Origin of the sequence: Actinacidiphila alni, from assembly GCF_900112845.1 — a bacterium.
In the GTDB taxonomy this organism is placed as follows: Bacteria; Actinomycetota; Actinomycetes; order Streptomycetales; family Streptomycetaceae; genus Actinacidiphila; species Actinacidiphila alni.
Window position 1 is genome coordinate 104,488 of the sequence record NZ_FONG01000023.1, and the last position, 19,275, is coordinate 123,762.

A 19,275-nucleotide genomic window follows, 5' to 3' on the forward strand; every position below is an offset into this window, starting at 1 on the left:
CGCGAGGCGCCACCGCGCCGCATGCGCGTTCACCACCCACATTCGGTCCCGGCGGAACCCGGCGCGCGGCCGGACCGGAACTTGGGTGCTGATCACTCATGTCCGGGGCGCGGCCCGCTGCCATCGTCGTTACCGGTCGCGGCGGTCGGTGTGGACCGCCCGTACCGCCGCGCCACGCACACAAATGCGCACCGCACACAAAAGCGCCGCATCCGTCCATCCACCCTGGAGGAACAGCCGATGAGCCTCCCACCGTTCGCGGGCCGCCCGCGGCCTGCCCGGCGGGTCCCGCTGCGGGTCCAGCTGAGCAGGACCGAGTGCGGCGCGGCGTGCCTGGCGATGGTGCTCAGCTCGTACGGCCGGCAGACGTCGGTGCCCGAGAGCCGCGCGAGCCTGGAGCTGGGACGCGACGGGGTCTCCGTCCGCGACATCGCGCGGGCCGCGGCGACGTTCGGCCTCCGGGCGACGGTGGACACCTCCGACGAGGCGTGGGCGCGGCCGCAGAACGGCCCGGTGATCGCGTACTTGTCCCGGCACCACTTCGTCGTGGTGACGAAGGTGTCGGCCTCGCACGTCCGGTGCGCCGACCCCGGCGCCGGGCGACGCCGGCTGACCCGTACCGAATTCGCCGCGGCGTACGGCGGGGTGCTGCTGCGCTTCGCGCCGGGCCCGGACTTCACCCGCCGGCGGACGGCCCTCAGGGACCTGCCGATGGCGCGCTACCTGCGGCAGTTCGTCGCCCTGCCCGGCGGCAGGCGCCGGCTCGCGCTCGCCGCGCTGCTCGCCGCCGGCCTCCAAGGGCTGGGACTTGCGGCCCCGTTGGCGACCAAGGCCGTCGTCGACTCGGTCATCCCCGGCCACCACGTCGCCTCGCTCGGCTTCCTCTTCCTGGCCGCGGTGGTCGTCGCGGTGCTGTGCGGACTGCTCGCCGCGGCCCGCGGCCTGGCGATGCTCGCCCTGCGCGTCCGCGGTGACCAGCGGCTGAGCCGGGAATTCGTGACGCATCTGTTCGCCCTGCCGCTCGGCTTCTTCGGCGACCGGGGCCGCGGCGACCTGCTGATGCGGCTGGCCAGCGTCTCCTCGACCCGGGAAGCACTGACCCAGCAACTCCTCACCACCGTCCTCGACGGCTGCCTGCTCTCCGGATACGTCATCGGCCTGCTGGTGACCGCGCCGCTGTTCGCCGCGGCCGTGGTCCCCCTCTTCCTGCTCCAGCTCGCCGTCGTCACCGGCAGCTACCGCAGGACCCGGCTCCTCGCGCAACAGGAGCTGGCGGCCAAGACCGAGGAGCAGGGCTACCTCGTGGAGGCCCTCGAAGCGATCAGCGCGCTGAAGGCCAACGGAGTGGAGCGGCGCGCCACCGACCGCTGGGAGCGGCTGTTCACGACGTATCAGAAGGCGAGCGCGCGGCGCGGCCGGTGGAGCGCCTGGCTGACCGGCGCCCAGAAGGGCCTGAGCATGTTCGGGCCGCTGGCGCTGCTCTGGCTGGGGGCGTGGCTGGTGCTCAACCACCGCATGAGCGTCGGCACGATGCTCGCCGACAACGCGATCGCGCTGTCCGTCCTCGGCCCCGTCGAGACCTTCGCCACCTCCGGCCAGATGTACCAGGGCATCAGGGCACAGGTGGAGCGGGTCTTCGACGTCCTCGACGCGCCGCGCGAGCGGTCCGGCACGGTCCGGCTGCCGGCGGCGGCAGCCTCCGCCGTCTCCCTGACCGGTGTCACCTTCCGCTACCCGGGAGGCCGCCGCCCGACCCTGGAGGACATCACCTTCACCGTCGCGGCCGGCCGGAAGACGGCCATCGTCGGCAGGACCGGCTCGGGCAAGAGCACGCTCGGCGCGCTGCTCCTCGGCCTGCAACTGCCCGAACGCGGCGAGATCCGGCACGACGGTGTCGCGCTGGCCGACCTGGACCTGCCCGACCTGCGCTCGCACTGCGGCGCCGTGCTCCAGGACCTCACGCTGTTCGACGGTTCGATCCGGGACAATCTGGTGCTCAGCAGACCGGACGCCGGAATCGACGAGATCGTCAGGGCGGCGCGGCTCGCCGGGCTGCACGACGACGTCATGGCGCTGCCGATGAGCTACGACACGGCGGTCGGCGAGGGCGGCACCGGACTGTCGGCGGGCCAGCGCCAACGCGTCGCGCTCGCCCGGGCCCTGATCCACCGGCCGCGGCTGCTGCTGCTCGACGAGGCGACCAGCCATCTCGACCCGGAGACCGAGCGCCGGGTGGACGCGGCGCTCAGCGAACTGTCCATCACCCGCGTCGTCATCTCCCACCGCGTCAACGCCGTGCGCAACGCCGACCAGATCATCGCCCTGGACCAGGGCCGGATCGTCCAGCGCGGCGACCACCACCGGTTGATCGCCCGGCCCGGGCTCTACCGCGACCTGTTCGGCCACGACGCCGGCGTGAGCACCGGCCAGGACCTGGCGGCGTCCGCGGCCGGCCCGCGGGTGGAGGTCACCTCATGAGCGTGGACGTGTTCACCTTCGCCGATCCCGACCACTACCTGCCGCCGTCCGCCGTCGCGGACCGTACGCCGCAGCTGCGGCCGGGGTCCGTACCGCAGAACTGGACCGCCACCAGGACCGGTTGGTGGACGCAGTGGACGCCCGACGGCGGCCCGCGGTTCGGGGAGAGCGACCTGCGGGTGTACGCCTCGGCGGACCCGGACCGGCTCCCCTGGGTCCTGGACGCCTTCGCCGGTGCGTGCTTCGCACACGGTGTGCCCTTCCGGCACACCGCGAACCGCGCCGTCCACGACCACCTCAACCACCCCCGCGGATCACGGGCGCAGGCGGGCCGCTTCTGTGTCGCCGCCCCCGCCGACGAGGCCGCCTCCGACGCCCTGCTGCGGACGCTGCGCGCGGCGGCCGTCTTCACGGCCGACCCGGCGGGGGCCGGGCACCCGGGCACGTCGGCCGTTCACCGAGGCCGGGTGCCGGCCCCGTCCGCGGCCGCGATCCGCCCCGACGGGACCCGCTCCACCGAGGACGGCCTGATGGACGGCCCCGCCCCGGCCCCCGCGGCACCGGAGGGCTTCGAGGTACGGCGGCTCAAGGCCACCTCCACCACCGGATACGCCTTCACCGCGCGCCATGTGCTGGACGGGTCCGAGATCTTCGTCAAGCAGGTGTTCGCGCCCGCAGGACCGGCGGGTGACGGTCGTCGGTCGGCGGCCGGCCGGCTGCGCGAGGAGTGGCGTGTCCTGACCCGCGTGCACGCCGAGGCGCCAGGTCTGTGCCCGCGCCCGCTCGGCCTCGTGGAAGGACCGCCGTACGCGTATCTGCTCGCCGAAGCGGTCGGCGGCGTCCCGCTGACCTCCTGGGTGGTGGCCAACAGCCCGCTGGCCGACCCGACCGCGTCGGCGGCGGACTGGGCGCGCTACCACCGGCGCGCCGCGGACCTGACGGCCCGGCTGGAACGGGACCTGCGCCGGCTGTGGCTGCTGGGCTGCCCGGTGGACGGCGTCCAGGCGCGCGACGTCCTCGTCGACGGCGCGGACGGCATCCGGCTGACCGGCGGTCTCGTCCGTACGGAAGGCACGGGCGAGTTGTCGGGTGACGCCCGGCTCGATCAGGGCCCGGTCCCTGCCGGTGGTCCCGCCGCGACGGCCGCCCGGCTCGGCCTGCTCCTGCTGACGCCACTGGCGCCGCTGGCCGACCGCAGCCCCGGCGTCCTGCCGCACATCTTGCACGACCTGACCGAACGGGCCCCGGTGCCACGGGACTTGTGGCGGGCGGCGACACGGCACGTCCCCGCCTCCGCACCCGGCCCTGACACCTCCGCGCTCCCCACCCCCGAACAGATCGACGCCGACGAGCGCAAGGCGCTGACCGCACTGCGGGACCGTATCGCGGCGGGCATCGTGGAATCGGCGGCCGACCGCCCCTGGGGTGTCTTCCCCACCGTCCCGCAGGGCTACGAGACCAACACCCTCGGCGTGGCCTACGGCACGGCCGGTGTGCTGCACGCGCTGCGCGTCGCCGGAACGTCCGTCCCCGACCGGATCGTCCGGCGGCTGCGCGAGGACGCCCTGCGCCGGGCCGGCTCCCTCGCGCCCGGCCTCTATTCGGGCCTGGCCGGCATCGCCTGGGTGCTGGCCGACCTCGGCCGCCACGACGAGGCACGCGAGCTGCTCGGCGCGGCCGACCGCCACCCGCTGACCCGCGACTCCGCCACCCTCGCATGGGGCGCGGCGGGCGTCGCCCTCGCCCACCTCGCCCTCTACCGGCACAGCCGCGACGAAACCCACCTCGACCGCGCGCTGGAGCTGACCCGGCTGCCGGAGCGGCCCGGACCGCTGAGCGCCCTGCTCGGCCCGCACGACATGACCGGCCTGTACTACGGCAGGACCGGCGTCGCGTACGCGCTCCAGCAGGTCGCGGCCGTCACCGGCGAGGACCGGCCGCGACGGGACGGCGTACGGCTGCTGCACGAGGAACTCGACCGGGCGCGTGAGTCCGGGAACGGCGAACTCGTCTTCCCGGTCTCCGCCAAGGACCGCAGGGGCATGTACTACCTGCACTGCGGCACGGCCGGCTTCCTCCTGGCGGCCTCCCGCCAGTTGGCCGCCGCACCCGACGAACGGCTGACCCTGGCGTTGCCGAAGCTCATCGGGAAGGCGTCGATCACCTACGTCGCGCACGCCGGACTCTTCCAGGGGCTCGCCGGTCTCGGCCTCGCCCTGGCCGAATGCGGCCGGCTGCTGGACGACGAGCGGGCCCGGGATGCCTCCTGGAAGTCGGCGCGCGCCCTGTTCGCGCACGCGCTGCCCCACGGTGACGCCGTCCGCTTCCTCGGGGACCTGCGGCTGCGCCACAGCACCGAATTGTGGAGCGGCGCGTCCGGCGTCCTGCTCTTCCTCTCGCAGCTGCTGGACCCGCGCCCCGACCCGCTGTTCAGCGTCGACACCCTCACCGCCGAGGCACGTCCCACCGCACCGCACGGGCCCGCGCGCACCCCACAGATGTCCGCCCGTCACCCGACGGAGCGGAAGCCGTAAGGCACCCAACAGATCAGGAGAAATCCCATGAACGAGATCCTCGACCTCCAGGAGATGGACATCCCGACCTCCGACGAGCTGCAGGAGGAGCAGGGCAGCTACTTCATCTGCAGCGACGCCAGCTGGTTCCTCTGCGCCTGAGCCGCGAGGCATTGCCGGGGCGACGCGTGCGCGGCACGCGGCGCCCCGGCCGTCCGCGGGCGGACCACCCACCGACCACCACGCCCGGGAAACGCGAGGCAGCAGCAGTGATCGAACAGACTTATGCGATGGCCGACGCCGACTACTACGCGCCCGTCGAGACCCTCGCGGACCGCGGCCGGGAGTACGGCCCGTCGAAGGTCCCGGACGGCTGGCGGTCCCACGACCGCTATCTGTGGCGGTCCTGGGGGCGGGCGGGCGTGACGCTGCCCGACCAGGGCTGGAAGGTGCACCTGTCGGCCCGCGCCGACCGGATCGCCGACGTCCTCGATGTGGTCGCCGACGAGTGCTTCGCCCGCGACATCCCCTTCAAGCACGTCGCCGCGTCGCGTTTCGTCCTGCTGCTCCAGCACAAGCACGCCGCACGGACCCAGAGCGGCAAACTCGTCGTCGCCTACCCGGCCGACGAACGGGCCGCCGCCGCGCTGATGAGCGCGCTCGCCGCGCGACTGGAGTCCGAGCAGGGGCAGTTCATCCTCACCGACCGGCGCTTCGGCGACTCCCAGGTCGTCCACTACCGTTACGGCTCCTTCACCCCCCGCCGCCGGCTGCTGCCCGACGGCACCGGCACACCGGTCCTGCGCGACGGCCACGGCCGGCTGGTCGCCGACCGCCGCGAACCGCGGTTCCACCTGCCCGACGGCATCACCGACCCCTTCGCACCCGACAGCGGTCCGGCCGGCAAGGCCACGTCCTTCCACGGCTTCGCCTTCGACCACGCCGTGCGGCACAGCAACGGCGGCGGCGCGTACGCCGGACGGGAGACGGCCACCGGCCGCAAGGTCTTCGTCAAGGAGGCCCGCGACCACACCGGGCTCTCCTGGGACGGATCCACCGCCGTCGAGCGCGGCCGGCGCGAATGGGACACCCTGCGGGCGCTGCACGAGGCGCACCCCACGATCTGCCCCGAGCCGATCGCCTACTTCCGGGAGTGGGAACACGAATTCCTGGTCACCGAATTCATCGAGGGCGTGACCCTCAAGTCCTGGGTGGCCGCGAACAGTCCGGTGACGCAGGTGGAGGCGGGGCCGTCCGCGTGCGAGCGGTACACCGCCGACTGCGAGGCCATCATCACCGCGCTCGAGGAACAGCTGCGGACCCTCCACGCGCTGGGCTACGTCTTCGGCGACGTCAGCCCCGGCAATGTGCTGATCGACGCCGAAGGGCGGCCGCGGCTGGTGGACTTCGAGGCGGCGCGCGGCCTGCGCGACAAGGGCGTGTCGGTGGCCACCGACGGCTACGCGCCCCCCTCCCACCTGGTGAAGGACGACCCCGCCGTCCCCGATCACTACGGGATCTCCGCGCTGGTCCGGCTGATGCTCGGCCCGACCTTCGCCGTCGCCGACCGCAGCCCCCACTCACTGGAGCACCTGCGGGCCGACCTCGCGGAACGGATGACGGTGCCGCCCGCCCTGTGGGAACGCGCGATCCGCTACCACCGCGCCGAGGGCCCGGCCCCGCTGCCGGGACCCGAGGAGGTGGCGGCCGACCCGCGGCGCCACGTCCGCGCGCTGCGCGACGAGGTCGCGCGGGCCCTGCTCGCCATGGCCGACCCGGACCGCGAGCACACACTGTTCCCGACCGTCCCCGACGGCTACGCCACCAACACCGTGTGCGTCGCCTACGGTTCCGCGGGCGTCCTGCACGCGCTGCGGCACAGCGGCACGACCGTGGACGGGCGCCTCGTCGAACGCTTCCGCCGTGACGCGCTCGCCGCCGCGGGGAGCCTGCCGCCCGGCCTGCACGTGGGTCTCGCGGGCATCGCCTGGGTGCTGGCCGACCACGGACACCTGGACGAGGCCCGCGATCTGCTCGCGACCGCCACCACGCACGCGCTGACCGGCCGGCGGGCCGGCTTCGCCGAAGGCGTCGCCGGGGTCGCCATGACGCACCTCGCGCTCTTCGGGCACACCGGCGACCAGCGGCACGTCGAGACCGCGGAGCGGCTGCTGTCCGCGCTCCCGGACGGCGCGGAACTGTCGGGACTGCTCGGCCAGGACGACCCGACCGGCTGGCTGCACGGCAGGTGCGGCATCGCCTGGGCGCTGCTCCCGCTGGCCGCGGTCACCGGGAACACCGCGCACCTGGCGCGCGGGGTGCGGCTGCTGCACCACGAACTCGACCGGGCGATGCCCGGCGGCTCGGCGTCGCCGCACTTCCCCGCGTCGGCCACGGACCGCCGGTCCATGCCGTATCTCTTCTGCGGCACCGCCGGAATGCTGCGGGCCGTCGCCCGCTACAACGCGGCCTGCGGCGACGACCGTCTCGCCGCCGTCGAGAGCGACCTGCTGCCGCGCCTGCGCACCACGTACACCGTTATGCCGGGCCTCTACCAGGGCCTGGCCGGCCTCGGCTTCGCCCTCGCCGACCACGCCGGCGTCAGCGGCGACCGTACCTCCGCGAGCGACGCGCTCCGTACGGCCAGGGCGCTGTTCAAATACGCCGTCCCCGGTGACACCGGCGTCAGATTCCACGGCGACAAGGCCAAACGGTTCAGCGCGGACCTGTGGAGCGGCGGCGCGGGCATTCTCCTCTTCCTCGACCAGGTCCTCGACGCGGCCGGTGCTCCCGACGCGGGCCGTGCCCCCGGCGCGGGCGAGGACCGGCTGTTCAGCCTCGACCGGCTGAGCGGCCGCGCCCGGTCCGGGGCGTGATCAGTCCGCCGGGCGCCCCGGGCGGCGGCCGACCGCGTACGCCGCCGGGAGCGTCACGGCGGTCAGCGTGAGCCAGAGGGCGGCGGCGCCGTGGGCGGCGAGGGCGGTGATCACCACGGGCGAGACGGCGAGGCCGAGACCGGTGGAGAGCTGGAAGCGGGCGAGGGCCCTGCCGACCGCGGCCGGGGGCGCCAGCTCCAGCAGCAGCGGCCCGGCACTGCCGGCGTAGACGATCTCGCCGAGGGTGCAGAGCACAGACACGGCGGCGACGGCCGGGGCGCAGGCGCCGCGCCCGAGCGTGGCGGCGGCGAGGAAGCCCAGGTAGGACGCCGCGATGACGAGGCCGCCGATCGCCATCGCCCTGTGCCGGGAGAAGCGTGCCATCCGTACGGTGACCGGGACCTGGAGCGTGACCACGAGCACCGTGTTGGTGACGAAGATCCCGGCCGCCCACATCGGAGAGGCGTGCAGCATGCTCACCACGACGAGCGGCAGCGCGATCTCGGGCACATTGAGGCAGAAGGCGTAGACCACGTTCGCCGACAGCAGGGCGCGCATTCCCGGCACGGGCCCCGACCGCCGTCCGGGCCGTCCGGTGGCCGCCGCGCCCGCGCGCACCCGTACCGACGCCGCGAGCGTCCCCGCGAGCAGAAAGCCGGCACCGGTCGCCGCCGCGAGGACGCGCAGCGCGGACGGACCGCCCGCCAGGCAGGCGGTGGTGACGAGCGCGCCGAGCCCCATGCCCGCGTTGCGGACGGAGCGCGCGGCGGCCAGCGCCGCGTCCCGTCGCCGCCCGCAGGACATGGTGGCGACGAGGGCGGAGTGCGCGGCGGGCATGGCCTGATTGCCGATGCCCAGGAAGAGCGCCGCCGCCGTGAACGGCGCGATGTCGCCCGCCGGGGCGGCGAGCAGCAGGAGCGTGCCGAGCACGCGGATCAGCATCGCCGCGGCGACGACGGAGCTGCGCGCTCCCCGGTCGAGCAGCCGGCCGACGGCGGGGGTGGCGCACAGCCCGCCGACCACACCGAGCGTCATGGCCGCACCGGCCCGCGGCGCGGACAGCCGCAGCACCTCGACCCCGTAGAGCAGCAGGAACGGCCGCAGCATGCCGTTGCCGAGCGCGTCCACCGCCAGCGCGACGGTGTAGCGCCCGCCGCCCGAGGCCCGCAGCAGGTCCCGTACGCGGGGCCTGACGGCTTCCGGCGGCGCGGGCGGTGCGGAATCGGGAGCGGCGGTCCCCGGCGGGGCGGCGGTCTGCGGCGTGGTCTTCATACCCGCCACCGTGCGGCCGGGCGGGCCCGGCGCCGTACGGGTTGACGGATCCCGTCAACCGACGTGCCACAGGCCGGCGCCACCGGTGACAATCGGGACATGGCGCTGCGTATCGACATCACAGGACTGCCGACCACCCGGCTGCGCTTCGCCGCGTCGCCGCTGGCCGAACTGACCGCGATGCTGCACGCGCTGTCCGCCGCCGGCCACCACCCGCACCTGGCCGGCTGGACGGCCGACGTCCGCGGGCGGCTGCGGCCGGAGCTGGCGGAGCGGCTGCTGGAGGCGGAATTCCTGTGGCGCTCCTCGCGCGCCGACTTCCTGCTCCCCGCCCGGCCGCGCCCGACCCTGCCCGAGGAACTGGACGACGTCGACCGGATCGACGACGAGAGGTATGTGGCGGCGGCGCTGGTGACCACCTGCGGCAACGACCGGGTCCACTTCGGCGACGCCTCGCCGCTCACCGACAGCGCCGCCCGCGACCGCGCGCTGGAGCGGGCACAGGCGCGCGGCGCCGTCCAGGAAGCCTTCGCCGAGCGGCTGCTGACCGATCCGGCGGCCGTACGAAGGCGGGTGCGCGGCACGCTGGAGCAGTGCGCCGACGCGTTCTTCGACGCCGCGTGGCCCGCGCTGGCGGCGCGCCTGGCGACAGACGTACGCGTGAAGAACGATCTGCTCGCGCGCAAGGGCCTGGCCGACACCCTCGCGTCGGTGTCGGCCGCCGTGGTCCTCGTCCCCGGTCACGGACACGGCGGGGGAGAGCACGACGGTGAAGGCCGGTCAGGTGAGGCGCGGTCGGGACGGAAGCCCGGTCCCGTCGGCGGCGCGCACATCGTCGTGGACAAGCTCCAGGACGCCACGATCACCGCCCGGCGGACGGGCGTCACCTTCATCCCGACCGTCTTCGGCACACCGCATCTGGTGGCCGTGCACGCGCACACCCGGCGCCCGGTGCTCCAGTATCCGGTCGCCGACGAACGCGGCACGGCGGATCCCGTGGTCTCCCTGGGCATCGTCGAACGCCGGCTCAAAGCACTGGCTCACCCGGTACGGCTGCGGCTGGTGCGGACCCTGGCGCGCGGTCCGCACACCACCGGCGAACTGGCCGACGCGTGGGGCCTGACCGCCCCCGAAGTCTCGCGCCACCTCGCGGAATTGCGCCGGGCGGGACTGCTCGACGCGCAGCGGCACGGCCGTTACGTGCGGTATTCGCTGGACGCCACCGCGCTGACGACGCTCGGCGCTGATCTGCTGTCGGCCGTGCTGCGCTGAGGCGTCGGGGCGCCGCCGCCCGCGACCGGTCCCGCCCCCTGGCCGGCGTCCAGTCCCGCGAGCAGGCGGAGCGCGTCCTCGGTGGGGCCGCCGGGGGCCGCGGCCAGCACCAGCATTTCCATGCCGGAGGCGTCCGGCAGCGCGAAATTCTCCTGGTGGAATTCGAGCAGCCCCACCAGCGGGTGCCGGTACGCCTTGCGGCCGTGGGTGCGGGCCCGCACGTCCGCCCGCGCCCACAGCCGGCGGAAGCGCTCGCTGCCCATCGCCAACTCGCCGATGAGCGACGCCAGTCGACGGTCGTCGGGGTATTTTCCCGCGGCCAGGCGCAGATGACCGACCACGTCGAGCGTGCAGGTGTCCCAGTCGGCGTACAGACCGCGCTCGGTCTCCTCCAGGAAGATGTGCCGGGCGGTGTTCAGCCCCGGGATCGGCCGCCCGTACAGCAGCCCGGCCAGCCGGTTCCCGGCCACCACGTCCATCCGGTGGTCCATGACCAGCGCGGGCGCGTCGGTCACCAGACTGAGGACGCGCAGCAGTTCGGGCCGCACCCGGCCGCCCGGCGCCTTCGCGCGGCGGCGGCGCTGCCGGGCCAGCCGGTACAGATGTCCGCGTTCGGTCTCGTCGAGGCCGAGCACCCGGGCGAGCGCGTCCAGGACCTGCTCCGACGGCTGGGTCGCGCGGCCCTGCTCCAGACGCACGTAGTAGTCGACGCTCACCCCCGACAGATGCGCAACCTCCTCGCGGCGCAGCCCCGCCACCCGGCGCCGGCCGTCGGTGGGGATGTCGACGGCCGCCGGATCGACCCGGGCGCGCCGGGTCCGCAGAAAGCCCGCGAGATCGTCCATCCGCCCAGTATGGCTACGGCTTCCGCCGGTGAGGGTGGTCCTGCCGTTACCAGGAAGCCCGGTCCGACGGTGGCGGCGCCCCTGAATACCGGGCGCCGCGGCGCCAAGAATCGGAGGCATCCGATCCCGAGGAGTACCCGTGAAGACGCTGATCGTGCACGCCCACCCGGAGCCGAAGTCGCTCAACGGCGCGCTGAAGGACCTCGCCGTGTCCACCCTGCGCGGCGCCGGGCACGAGGTGCGGGTGAGCGACCTGTACGCCATGAAGTGGAAGGCCGTCGTGGACGCCGCGGACTACGGCCCGCACGCCTCCAGCCCGCTGAAGGTCGCCGCCGACTCCGGCCGGGCCTTCGACGCCGGCGCCCTCACCCCCGACGTCCGCGCCGAACAGGACAAGCTGCTGTGGGCCGACACGATCATTTTCCAGTTCCCGCTGTGGTGGTACGCGATGCCCGCGATCCTCAAGGGCTGGGTGGACCGGGTGTTCACCTACCGCTTCGCCTACGGCGTCGGCGAGCACAGCGACACAAAATACGGCGAGCGCTTCGGCGAGGGCACCCTCGCCGGCCGGCGGGCGCTGCTGTCGGTGACCGCGGGCGGCCCGCGCTCGCACTACGCCGCCCGCGGCATCAACGGCCCGGTCGATGACCTGCTCTTCCCGATCCAGCACGGCATCCTCTACTACCCGGGCATCGAGGTGCTGCCGCCCTTCGTGCTGTACGGCACCGACCGGATGACCGCGGCGGACCACCCGGGTGTCGCCGCGGCCTGGCGGCAGCGCCTGCTCACCCTGGAGACGACCGAACCGATCCCCTTCCGCCCACAGAATTTCGGCGACTACGAGATCCCCTCGCTGCACTTGAAGGAGGGCCTGGAGCCCGCGGGCCGCACCGGCTTCGGCCTGCACGTCCGCGGCTGACACGACGCGCGGCGGGTCCGGCACACGGGACCGATTCGGCCGGTAGCCGGTCCGGCGCGCGGCGTGCCTACGCGCCCTTGCGGCGCCGGGGCGCGGCCGAGCGCGGGGGTGTCGCGCGCATGTGGTCGCGCACCGGCGCCAGCAGTTCGGCGAGGGTCTTGACGTCGTCGCGCGAGAGCGGTGCGAAGAGCTGGCCGCTGACCACCTCGATGTGCCCCGGCAGCACCTTCGCCAGCAGCGCCCGTCCGGCATCGGTGATGGTGACCGTGACGCTCCGCTCGTCGTCCGGCGAGGGGGCGCGCACGACAAGACCCGACTTCTCCAGGAGACCCGCCTGGTACGTCAGGCCGCTGCGGCTGTAGACGACGCCGTCGGCCAGATCGGTCATGCGGTGGCTGCCCGTCGGCGAGTCCCCGAGGCGGGCCAGCAGCTGGAACTGCACATAGCTGAGATCGCCGGCCTCGCGCAGCTGCTGCTCGACCGAGTGCCGGAGCAGGCTGACCACCTCGATGAGGTCGAAGTAGGTGCCGAGCTGCAGGGGATCGAGCGACGGCCGGGAGTCGGGCATGGGCCGAGTCTACTGCTTCGAATTCGAAGATCGAGGCGCGTCGCACGCGGTGAGCCGTGCCGTACCACCCGGCCCGGCCCGGCGGTGACCGACACCACTTGCTTCAAATTCGAAGCAGGAGTAGCGTCGTCGACAGATGCTTCGGATTCGAAGCAATATCTCGATGAGAGCGAGAAGTCCGATGAAGGCAGTGCGCTTCCACGACTACGGCGACCCCGACGTCCTGCGGTACGAGGACACGGAGCAGCCGGTACCCGGCGCGGGACAGGTCCGGATCCGGGTCGCCGCGACATCGTTCAACTCCGTCGACGGCAACATCCGCGGCGGCTTCATGCGCGGCCCCATCCCGACCTCGCTGCCGCACACCCCGGGCATCGACGTCGCGGGCACGGTCGACGCGGTGGGCGAAGGTGTCGACGGGTTCGAGACCGGCGCCGCGGTCATCGGCTTCCTGCCGATGGACGGCGACGGCGCCGCCGCGCAGTACGTCCTCGCCTCGGCTGCCGTCCTGACCCCGGCGCCAACGAGCATTCCGCTGCCCGACGCCGCGGCGCTGCCGGTGGTGGGCCTCACCGCGTGGCAGGCGCTGTTCGACCACGCGAAGCTGGCGGCGGGACAGCGGGTGCTGATCAACGGCGCCGGGGGAGCGGTCGGCGGCTACGCCGTCCAGCTGGCCAAGCGAGCCGGAGCCCATGTGATCGCCACGGCGAGCCCGCGCAGCGCCGCGGCGGTCAGGGCGGCGGGCGCCGATGACATCGTCGACCGCACCGCCACCGGTGTGACCGCGGCGGTGACCGAACCGGTCGACGTGGTGCTCAATCTCGCGCCCGTCGAACCGGCCGACCTCGCCGCGCTGGTCACCCTCGTCCGCCCCGGCGGTGTCCTGGTGAACACGACCGTGTGGATGCCGGCGCCCGGCGACGAGGAACGCGGCGTGCGCGGCATCGACCTGTTCGTCCGCAGCGACGCCGGGCAGCTCGCGGAGCTGGTGGCCCTGGTCGACGCCGCCGAACTGCGGGTCGAGGTCGCCGAGCGGGTGCCGCTGGCCGAGCTGCCGGCCCTGCACGCACGGGCCGCCGCGGGCGCGGTGCACGGCAAGGCCGTCGTCGTCCCGCCCGCCGTCTGACGCCCGTCCGGCCCCCGGCGGGCGGCCACCTCCGGCCCCCGGCGGGCGGTCGCCACGACACCCGGGCCGGTGCCCGGCCCGGTCAGACGCCGGACCGGACGCCGTTGAGTGCGGGCAGTTCGCCCGAGCCGCGGGGGATCAGCCGGGTGGGGATGGTCAGCGTCTGCGCGCGTGACCGGTCGCCGTCCATCCGCCGCAGGGCGATGCGCCCCGCCGAGACGCCGAGCGTCTTCGGGTCCTGGGCAATGACCGTGAGCCCAGGCTGGAGGCTCTCGGCCATGGGCAGGTCGTCGAACGCCACGACCGCGATGTCCTTGCGGCCGGCGCGGGCCAGTTCGCTGATCACGCCGAGCGTCATGAAGTTGTTGCCCGCCAGCAGCGCGGTCGGCGGGTCCGGGAGCGCCAGCAGCCGGGCGGTCGCCTCGGCGGAGCCCTCCGGGTGGTGCGCGCTGGCCACCAGCCGCCGGTCGTACGGCAGACCGCCCTCCGCCAGCGCCTCGCGGTAGCCCGCCATGCGCTCGCGACGGGTGTACAGCCGGGTCGGCAGGTCCCCCACGAAACCGATCCTGCGGTGGCCGCCGGCGATCAGCCGGGCCACGCCCGTTCTGGCGCCCGCGCGGTTGGAACTGACCACGGTGTCCGTGGTGAGGCCGCTGCCCGGCCGGTCGATGAAGACCACCGGCATCCCCGCGGCCCGCGGCGCCTTGAGATGGGTGTGGTCCGCGCCGACCGAGGGCACCACCATCAGCACGCTGACCCGCCGGGCCAGGAACGTCTGGGTCAGGGTGTGCTCGCGCCCCGGATCGTCCTGCGAGGAACCCATCAGCAGCATCAGCCCCCGGTCGTCGACCACCTCCTCGATGCCCGAGGCCACGGCGCCGAAGAACGGGTTGCTCAGATCGGGGACGACCAGGCCCACCGTGGTGTCGGGGCCGCCGACCCGGATGCTCCTGGCCATCAGATTGGGCTGGAAGCCGAGTTCCGCGACGGCCGCGAGCACCCGCTTCCTGGTCTCGGCGGAGCTGGGCCCGTCCTCGTTGAGTACCCGGGACACCGTCTTGGCGCTGACGCCCACCGCCTTGGCAACATCGGCGAGGGTGGGGCGGCGGGCGGGCGTCATACGCCACCTTTCTGCAGGCATCGGCGGCCCGGTGCCTGGGACGCACCGGGCCGCGCGGTCGGTCGTGGTTCAGCCGCGCCGCACTCCGGCGGCGGAAGCTGCTTCGTCATCGGAGACGACCGTACCTCCGTCGGCCGTGACGCTCAGCGCACCCGTCATGATCGCCACCACCTCGGCCATGCTGTAGTCGGCCGGCTTGATCAGCGCCTCGCGGCGGCCCAGGCGGTGCACATGGATACGGTCGGCGATCTCGAAGACATGCGGCATGTTGTGGCTGATCAGGATCACCGGGATGCCCTTGTCCCGGACCCGCCGGATCAGGTCGAGCACCTGCGCGGACTCCTTGACCCCGAGCGCGGCCGTCGGCTCGTCCATCACCACGACGCTGCGCGCCCACGCGGCGGCCCGCGCCACCGCCACGGCCTGCCGCTGGCCGCCGGACAGGGTCTCGACCGCCTGGCCGAGCGAGCCGAGCCGGATCTGGAGCGCGGCCATGTAGTCGGCCGACTCACGCCGCATCGCCTTCTTGTCGAGCATCCGGAAGACCGTGCCGAGCGGCCCGGCCCGCCGGATCTCGCGGCCGAGGAACATATTGGCCGCGATGTCCATCGAGGGGGCGACGGCCAGGTCCTGGTACACCGTCTCGATGCCGTGCCGCCTGGCCTCCAGCGGCCCGCTGAATCTGATCGGCTCCCCGTGCAGCCGGATCTCGCCCGCGTCCGGGACCAGCGCGCCGGTCAGCGCCTTGATCAGGCTGGTTTTCCCGGCGCCGTTGTCGCCGATGACCGCGAGCACCTCGCCGGGCAGCAGCTCGAAGTCGGCGCCGTCGATGGCGGTGACATGACCGTAGCGCTTGACCAGGCCGCGGGCGCTGAGCACCGGCTCCGGCTTCTTCTCGGGTGCGCTGTCCTTCATCGCGTGCCCTTCCGTGAGAGCTGGTCGACGGTGACCGCGAGGATCACCAGGACGCCGGTGACCAGCGTCTGGTAGACGGAGCTGACGCCCATCAGCTGGAGCCCGTTGCGGAAGACGCCGACGATGAGCACGCCGACGAACGTGCCGAGGACCGTTCCCCGGCCACCGAACAGGCTGGTGCCGCCGAGGACGACCGCGGTGATGCTGTCCAGGTTCTCGGTCTGGCCGGCCTGCGGGTCGCCGACACCGGTACGGGACACCAGCAGCAGCGCGGCCACCCCGTAGACCAGACCGGCCACCGTGTAGATGCCGATGGTGAGCCGGGTGACGCGGATACCGCTGAGCCGGGCGCTCTCCGCGCTGTTGCCGAGCGCGTAGACGTGCCGGCCCCACGCCGTGCCGTTGAGCGCGTAGGCGAAGACGAGGAAGAGGCCGACGGTGAGCAGCGAACCGTAGGTGACGTCGGTCCTGCCCAGCGGGAAGGTCTTGCCGAGCGCGGTGAGCGGTCCCGGCAGACCGGTGACGGTCTGCTCGTCGGAGTAGATGTGGGTCAGGGCGAAGGCGATGTTCAGCATGCCCAGGGTGACGATGAACGGCGGCAGCGGCACGAGCCGTACGAGCAGGCCGTTGACCAGCCCGAAGCCGCCGCACACCGCGATGGCGAGCAGGATGGCCAGGACCGGCGGCACACCTGAGTTCACCGCCAGCTTGGCCAGCAGGATGCCGCCGAACGCCATGATCGCGCCGCAGGCGAGGTCGATGCCCGCGGTGAGGATGATCAGCGTCTGGCCGATGGCGAGCGTGCCCACCACCATGACCTGCTGGAGGATCAGCGAGAAGTTCCCGCCGGAAAGGAACTGGTCGGTGGACAGCGAGAAGAACACCGAGGCGAGGACCAGAGCCGCGAACGGACCTGCGGCCGGTGCGGTGAGCAGCCGGCGCGCCGCGGTCGGCTCCTTCACCGCGGTCGGGGTCATGGTGGAGGCAGTCATCGGCTTCCTTGTACGGGTGCGGTTCGGGGATCGGGCGGTTCCGGGATCGGGCGGAACGGGCGGCGGGGCCGGTCAGCCCCAGCAGTTCGCCAGGCCGAACGCGGAGTCCTTGGCATCGATGCCGGTCTGCGGCTTGTCCGTGATGAGGTTGACGCCGGTGTCGGTGTAACCGCTGGTCTTCGTACCGGACTTGCCGTACGCGGCCACCGCCTTGACGCCGTCGGCCGCCATCTTCAGCGGGTACTGCTGGGCGGTTGCCGCGATCGTGCCGTCCTTGACCGCCTTCACACCGGTGCACCCGCCGTCGATCGCGACGATCATCACGTCCTTCGCCCGGCCCTTGGCCTTGATCGCGGTGAACGCGCCCAGCGCCGCCGGCTCGTTGATCGCGTAGACGAGGTTGATGTCCGGCGCCTTCTGCAGGCAGTTCTCCATCGCGGTCTGGCCCTTGGCCTGGTCGCCGCCGGTGTCCTGGGAGCAGACGATCGACGGGTCGGAGTCGGTGATGCCGAAGCCCTTGACGAAGCCGTCGTGCCGCTGGACACCGACCGAGACGCCGGGCGCCAGGTCCATGGTGGCGATCTTCGCCTTCTTGCCGGCCATCGCGGCCTTGGCGTACTGCCCGATGAGTTCGCCGGCCTTCTCGTTGTCGGTGGCGAACAGCGCGTCCACCGAACTCTGCGGCTCCGGCGGGGTGTCCAGCGCGATCACCAGAACGCCCTTCGCCCGCGCCTTCGCTATCGCCGGCACGATCGCCTTGGAGTCGTTGGGCGTGATCAGCACGCCCTTCACCCCGGCGGCGACCATGTTCTCCAACGCCGTGACCTGCGAGCCGTTGTCGCCGTCGAACTTGCCCGCCGCCGTCATCAGCGAGACGCCCTCGCTCTTGGCGGCCTGTTCCGCGCCCTGCTTCATCTTCACGAAGTACGGATTGGTGTCGGTCTTGGTGATCAGGCCGACCTTGACCTTTCCGCCGCCGGACCCGGACGAGGACGAGCCCGATCCGGAGCCGCACGCGGCCAGGGTCAGTGCACAACAGGCCAGGCCGGCGGCAACGACAGGACGGGATCTGCGGAACATAGGGCGCTCCCTGAGCTACAGAAGGACGACGTCCAGGTGTCAACGATGACACCTGTCATCGTTGACACCCGCTTCGCGGTCATGATGGAGTCCCGCTCCGGACGCGTCAATGCCCAACGCCGGTCACGAGTTCGTAACGAGCGGGCAGTCCCGGCGCGCGCCGATCACGCCACAGCCGTCCGGAGGAGAGCCGTCATGTCCGTATCGCCGCAGGTCACCGTCGTCGGAGAGTGCGTCGCCGACATCTTCGCCGCACCACCGGGAGTTGACCGGTCCGGGCTCGCGCTGCGGATGCAATCGGGCGGCGGTCCGGCGAACACGGCGGTCGGGCTCGCCCGGTTGGGGACGCCGACCCGGCTGCTGGCCCGGCTCTCCGGCGATCTCTTCGGCCGTACGATCCGGGCGCACCTGCTGGGTTCGGGCGTCGATCTGTCCGGCGCGGTGGCGGCCGGGGAACCCAGCACACTGGCCGTCGCCGACATCGGCCCGGACGGGCAGGCCGCCTACACCTTCCACGCCACGGCCACGGCGGACTGGCAGTGGACCGAGGCCGAGCTGGCCGCGGCGGGAACGGGCAGGTCGGCGTGTGTGCACGCCGGTTCGCTGGCACTGGCCCTCGCGCCGGGCGCATCCGCCGTGGAGGACTTCCTGGCCCGCGCCCGGGCGCACGCGACCGTCAGCATCGACCCCAACGTCCGTACGGCGCTGGTCGATACGGACGTCTACCGGCGGCGGCTGCCGCACTGGTGCGCCCTGGCGGACATCCTGCGGCTGAGCGAGGACGACCTGCGCACGCTCCGCCCCGGAGTCCCACCGGCCGCCGCCTGCGACGACTTCCACCGTGCGGGGGCACGCCTGGTGGTGGTCACCCGCGGCGCCGGCGGCGTCACGATCTCGCTGGACGGCCGCCGCGCCGACGTGCCGGGCGTCCCGGTCGAGGTGGTGGACACCGTCGGCGCCGGGGACTCCTTCACCGCGGGCCTGCTCCACCGGCTCGGCGCGCAGGGCCTGTTGGGCGGCCGGCTGGCCGCGGCGACGCTCGACGCGGTGGCCGACGCCTGCCGGTACGCCGTCCGGGTGGCCGCGCTGACCTGCGCCGTTCCCGGTCCCAACCCGCCCTGGGCGCGGCAGGTCGACGCGATGACGGACGGCGCGGCGGGCGACATGGCGGGCGAAGCGGCGGGTGATGCCGCAGGCGACGCGGCGCCGCCGGCCGTACGGTGATCCGGCCGTGCCCGTTCATCTGCCAATCGTGCCCGAAGTGTTGACGGGCGTGCCCGGTTCCCGCACAGTCTCACC

The 19,275-nt window shown here is 73.4% G+C and carries 14 protein-coding genes; 7 read left to right on the forward strand and 7 right to left on the reverse strand.

Features of this window, described 5'->3' with window-relative positions; genetic code table 11:
- Nucleotides 1–240: 240 nt before the first annotated feature.
- The 3 genes from BM076_RS35820 to lanKC all read left to right on the forward strand — a co-directional run bounded on the left by BM076_RS35820 (nucleotide 241) and on the right by lanKC (nucleotide 7,867).
- Nucleotides 241–2,478 (forward strand): peptidase domain-containing ABC transporter, encoded by a 2,238-nt coding sequence (locus BM076_RS35820; protein ID WP_177246679.1) that lies wholly within the window; start codon nucleotides 241–243, stop codon nucleotides 2,476–2,478.
- Complete coding sequence (locus BM076_RS29685; RefSeq protein ID WP_093716819.1) at nucleotides 2,475–5,012, forward strand: lanthionine synthetase C family protein; 2,538 nt, start codon at nucleotides 2,475–2,477, stop codon at nucleotides 5,010–5,012. Before BM076_RS35820 ends, BM076_RS29685 begins: the two co-directional genes overlap by 4 nt.
- A gap of 269 nt (nucleotides 5,013–5,281) precedes the next feature.
- Nucleotides 5,282–7,867, forward strand: a complete 2,586-nt coding sequence (lanKC, locus tag BM076_RS29690) for a class III lanthionine synthetase LanKC (RefSeq protein WP_093716820.1) — start codon at nucleotides 5,282–5,284, stop codon at nucleotides 7,865–7,867.
- On the opposite strand, the gene BM076_RS29695 is transcribed toward lanKC, so the two are convergent.
- Entirely contained in the window at nucleotides 7,868–9,139 is a 1,272-nt protein-coding gene (locus BM076_RS29695; RefSeq protein WP_093716821.1) for an MFS transporter, read from the reverse strand.
- A 99-nt stretch (nucleotides 9,140–9,238) separates the two neighbouring features.
- Here BM076_RS29695 and BM076_RS29700 point away from each other — a divergent pair, with 99 nt between their 5' ends.
- Complete coding sequence (locus tag BM076_RS29700; protein WP_093716849.1) at nucleotides 9,239–10,411, forward strand: DUF5937 family protein; 1,173 nt, start codon at nucleotides 9,239–9,241, stop codon at nucleotides 10,409–10,411.
- On the opposite strand, the gene BM076_RS29705 is transcribed toward BM076_RS29700, so the two are convergent.
- Nucleotides 10,336–11,256 carry a helix-turn-helix transcriptional regulator gene (locus BM076_RS29705; protein ID WP_245796504.1) on the reverse strand — a complete coding sequence of 307 codons (921 nt, stop codon included), beginning with the start codon at nucleotides 11,254–11,256 and terminating at the stop codon, nucleotides 10,336–10,338. The two genes, BM076_RS29700 and BM076_RS29705, sit on opposite strands and share 76 nt — an antisense overlap.
- Nucleotides 11,257–11,395: 139 nt before the next feature.
- Here BM076_RS29705 and BM076_RS29710 point away from each other — a divergent pair, with 139 nt between their 5' ends.
- On the forward strand, nucleotides 11,396–12,175 hold the full coding sequence (locus BM076_RS29710) for an NAD(P)H-dependent oxidoreductase (RefSeq protein WP_093716822.1): 780 nt from the start codon (nucleotides 11,396–11,398) through the stop codon (nucleotides 12,173–12,175).
- Nucleotides 12,176–12,242: 67 nt separating this feature from the next.
- Here the strand turns inward: BM076_RS29710 and BM076_RS29715 are convergent, their stop codons facing one another.
- Entirely contained in the window at nucleotides 12,243–12,743 is a 501-nt protein-coding gene (locus tag BM076_RS29715) for a MarR family winged helix-turn-helix transcriptional regulator (protein WP_093716823.1), read from the reverse strand.
- Nucleotides 12,744–12,924: 181 nt separating this feature from the next.
- On the opposite strand from BM076_RS29715, the gene BM076_RS29720 reads away from it, so the two are divergent.
- Nucleotides 12,925–13,869, forward strand: coding sequence for an NADP-dependent oxidoreductase (locus tag BM076_RS29720; RefSeq protein ID WP_093716824.1), 945 nt, complete (start codon nucleotides 12,925–12,927; stop codon nucleotides 13,867–13,869).
- Between the two features lie 82 nt (nucleotides 13,870–13,951).
- On the opposite strand, the gene BM076_RS29725 is transcribed toward BM076_RS29720, so the two are convergent.
- The 4 genes from BM076_RS29725 to BM076_RS29740 all read right to left on the reverse strand — a co-directional run bounded on the left by BM076_RS29725 (nucleotide 13,952) and on the right by BM076_RS29740 (nucleotide 17,976).
- The gene (locus BM076_RS29725; RefSeq protein ID WP_093716825.1) at nucleotides 13,952–14,989 is read right to left on the reverse strand and encodes a LacI family DNA-binding transcriptional regulator; all 1,038 of its coding nucleotides are present in this window, start codon (nucleotides 14,987–14,989) and stop codon (nucleotides 13,952–13,954) included.
- 69 nt (nucleotides 14,990–15,058) lie between these two features.
- Complete coding sequence (locus BM076_RS29730; protein ID WP_093716826.1) at nucleotides 15,059–15,904, reverse strand: ATP-binding cassette domain-containing protein; 846 nt, start codon at nucleotides 15,902–15,904, stop codon at nucleotides 15,059–15,061.
- A complete protein-coding gene (locus BM076_RS29735) occupies nucleotides 15,901–16,896 on the reverse strand; it encodes an ABC transporter permease (RefSeq protein WP_093716827.1) in 996 nt (331 codons plus the stop codon). Before BM076_RS29735 ends, BM076_RS29730 begins: the two co-directional genes overlap by 4 nt.
- Nucleotides 16,897–16,968: 72 nt before the next feature.
- The gene (locus BM076_RS29740; protein ID WP_093716828.1) at nucleotides 16,969–17,976 is read right to left on the reverse strand and encodes a substrate-binding domain-containing protein; all 1,008 of its coding nucleotides are present in this window, start codon (nucleotides 17,974–17,976) and stop codon (nucleotides 16,969–16,971) included.
- A 195-nt stretch (nucleotides 17,977–18,171) separates the two neighbouring features.
- On the opposite strand from BM076_RS29740, the gene BM076_RS29745 reads away from it, so the two are divergent.
- Entirely contained in the window at nucleotides 18,172–19,200 is a 1,029-nt protein-coding gene (locus tag BM076_RS29745) for a carbohydrate kinase family protein (protein WP_093716829.1), read from the forward strand.
- Nucleotides 19,201–19,275 lie beyond the last annotated feature (75 nt).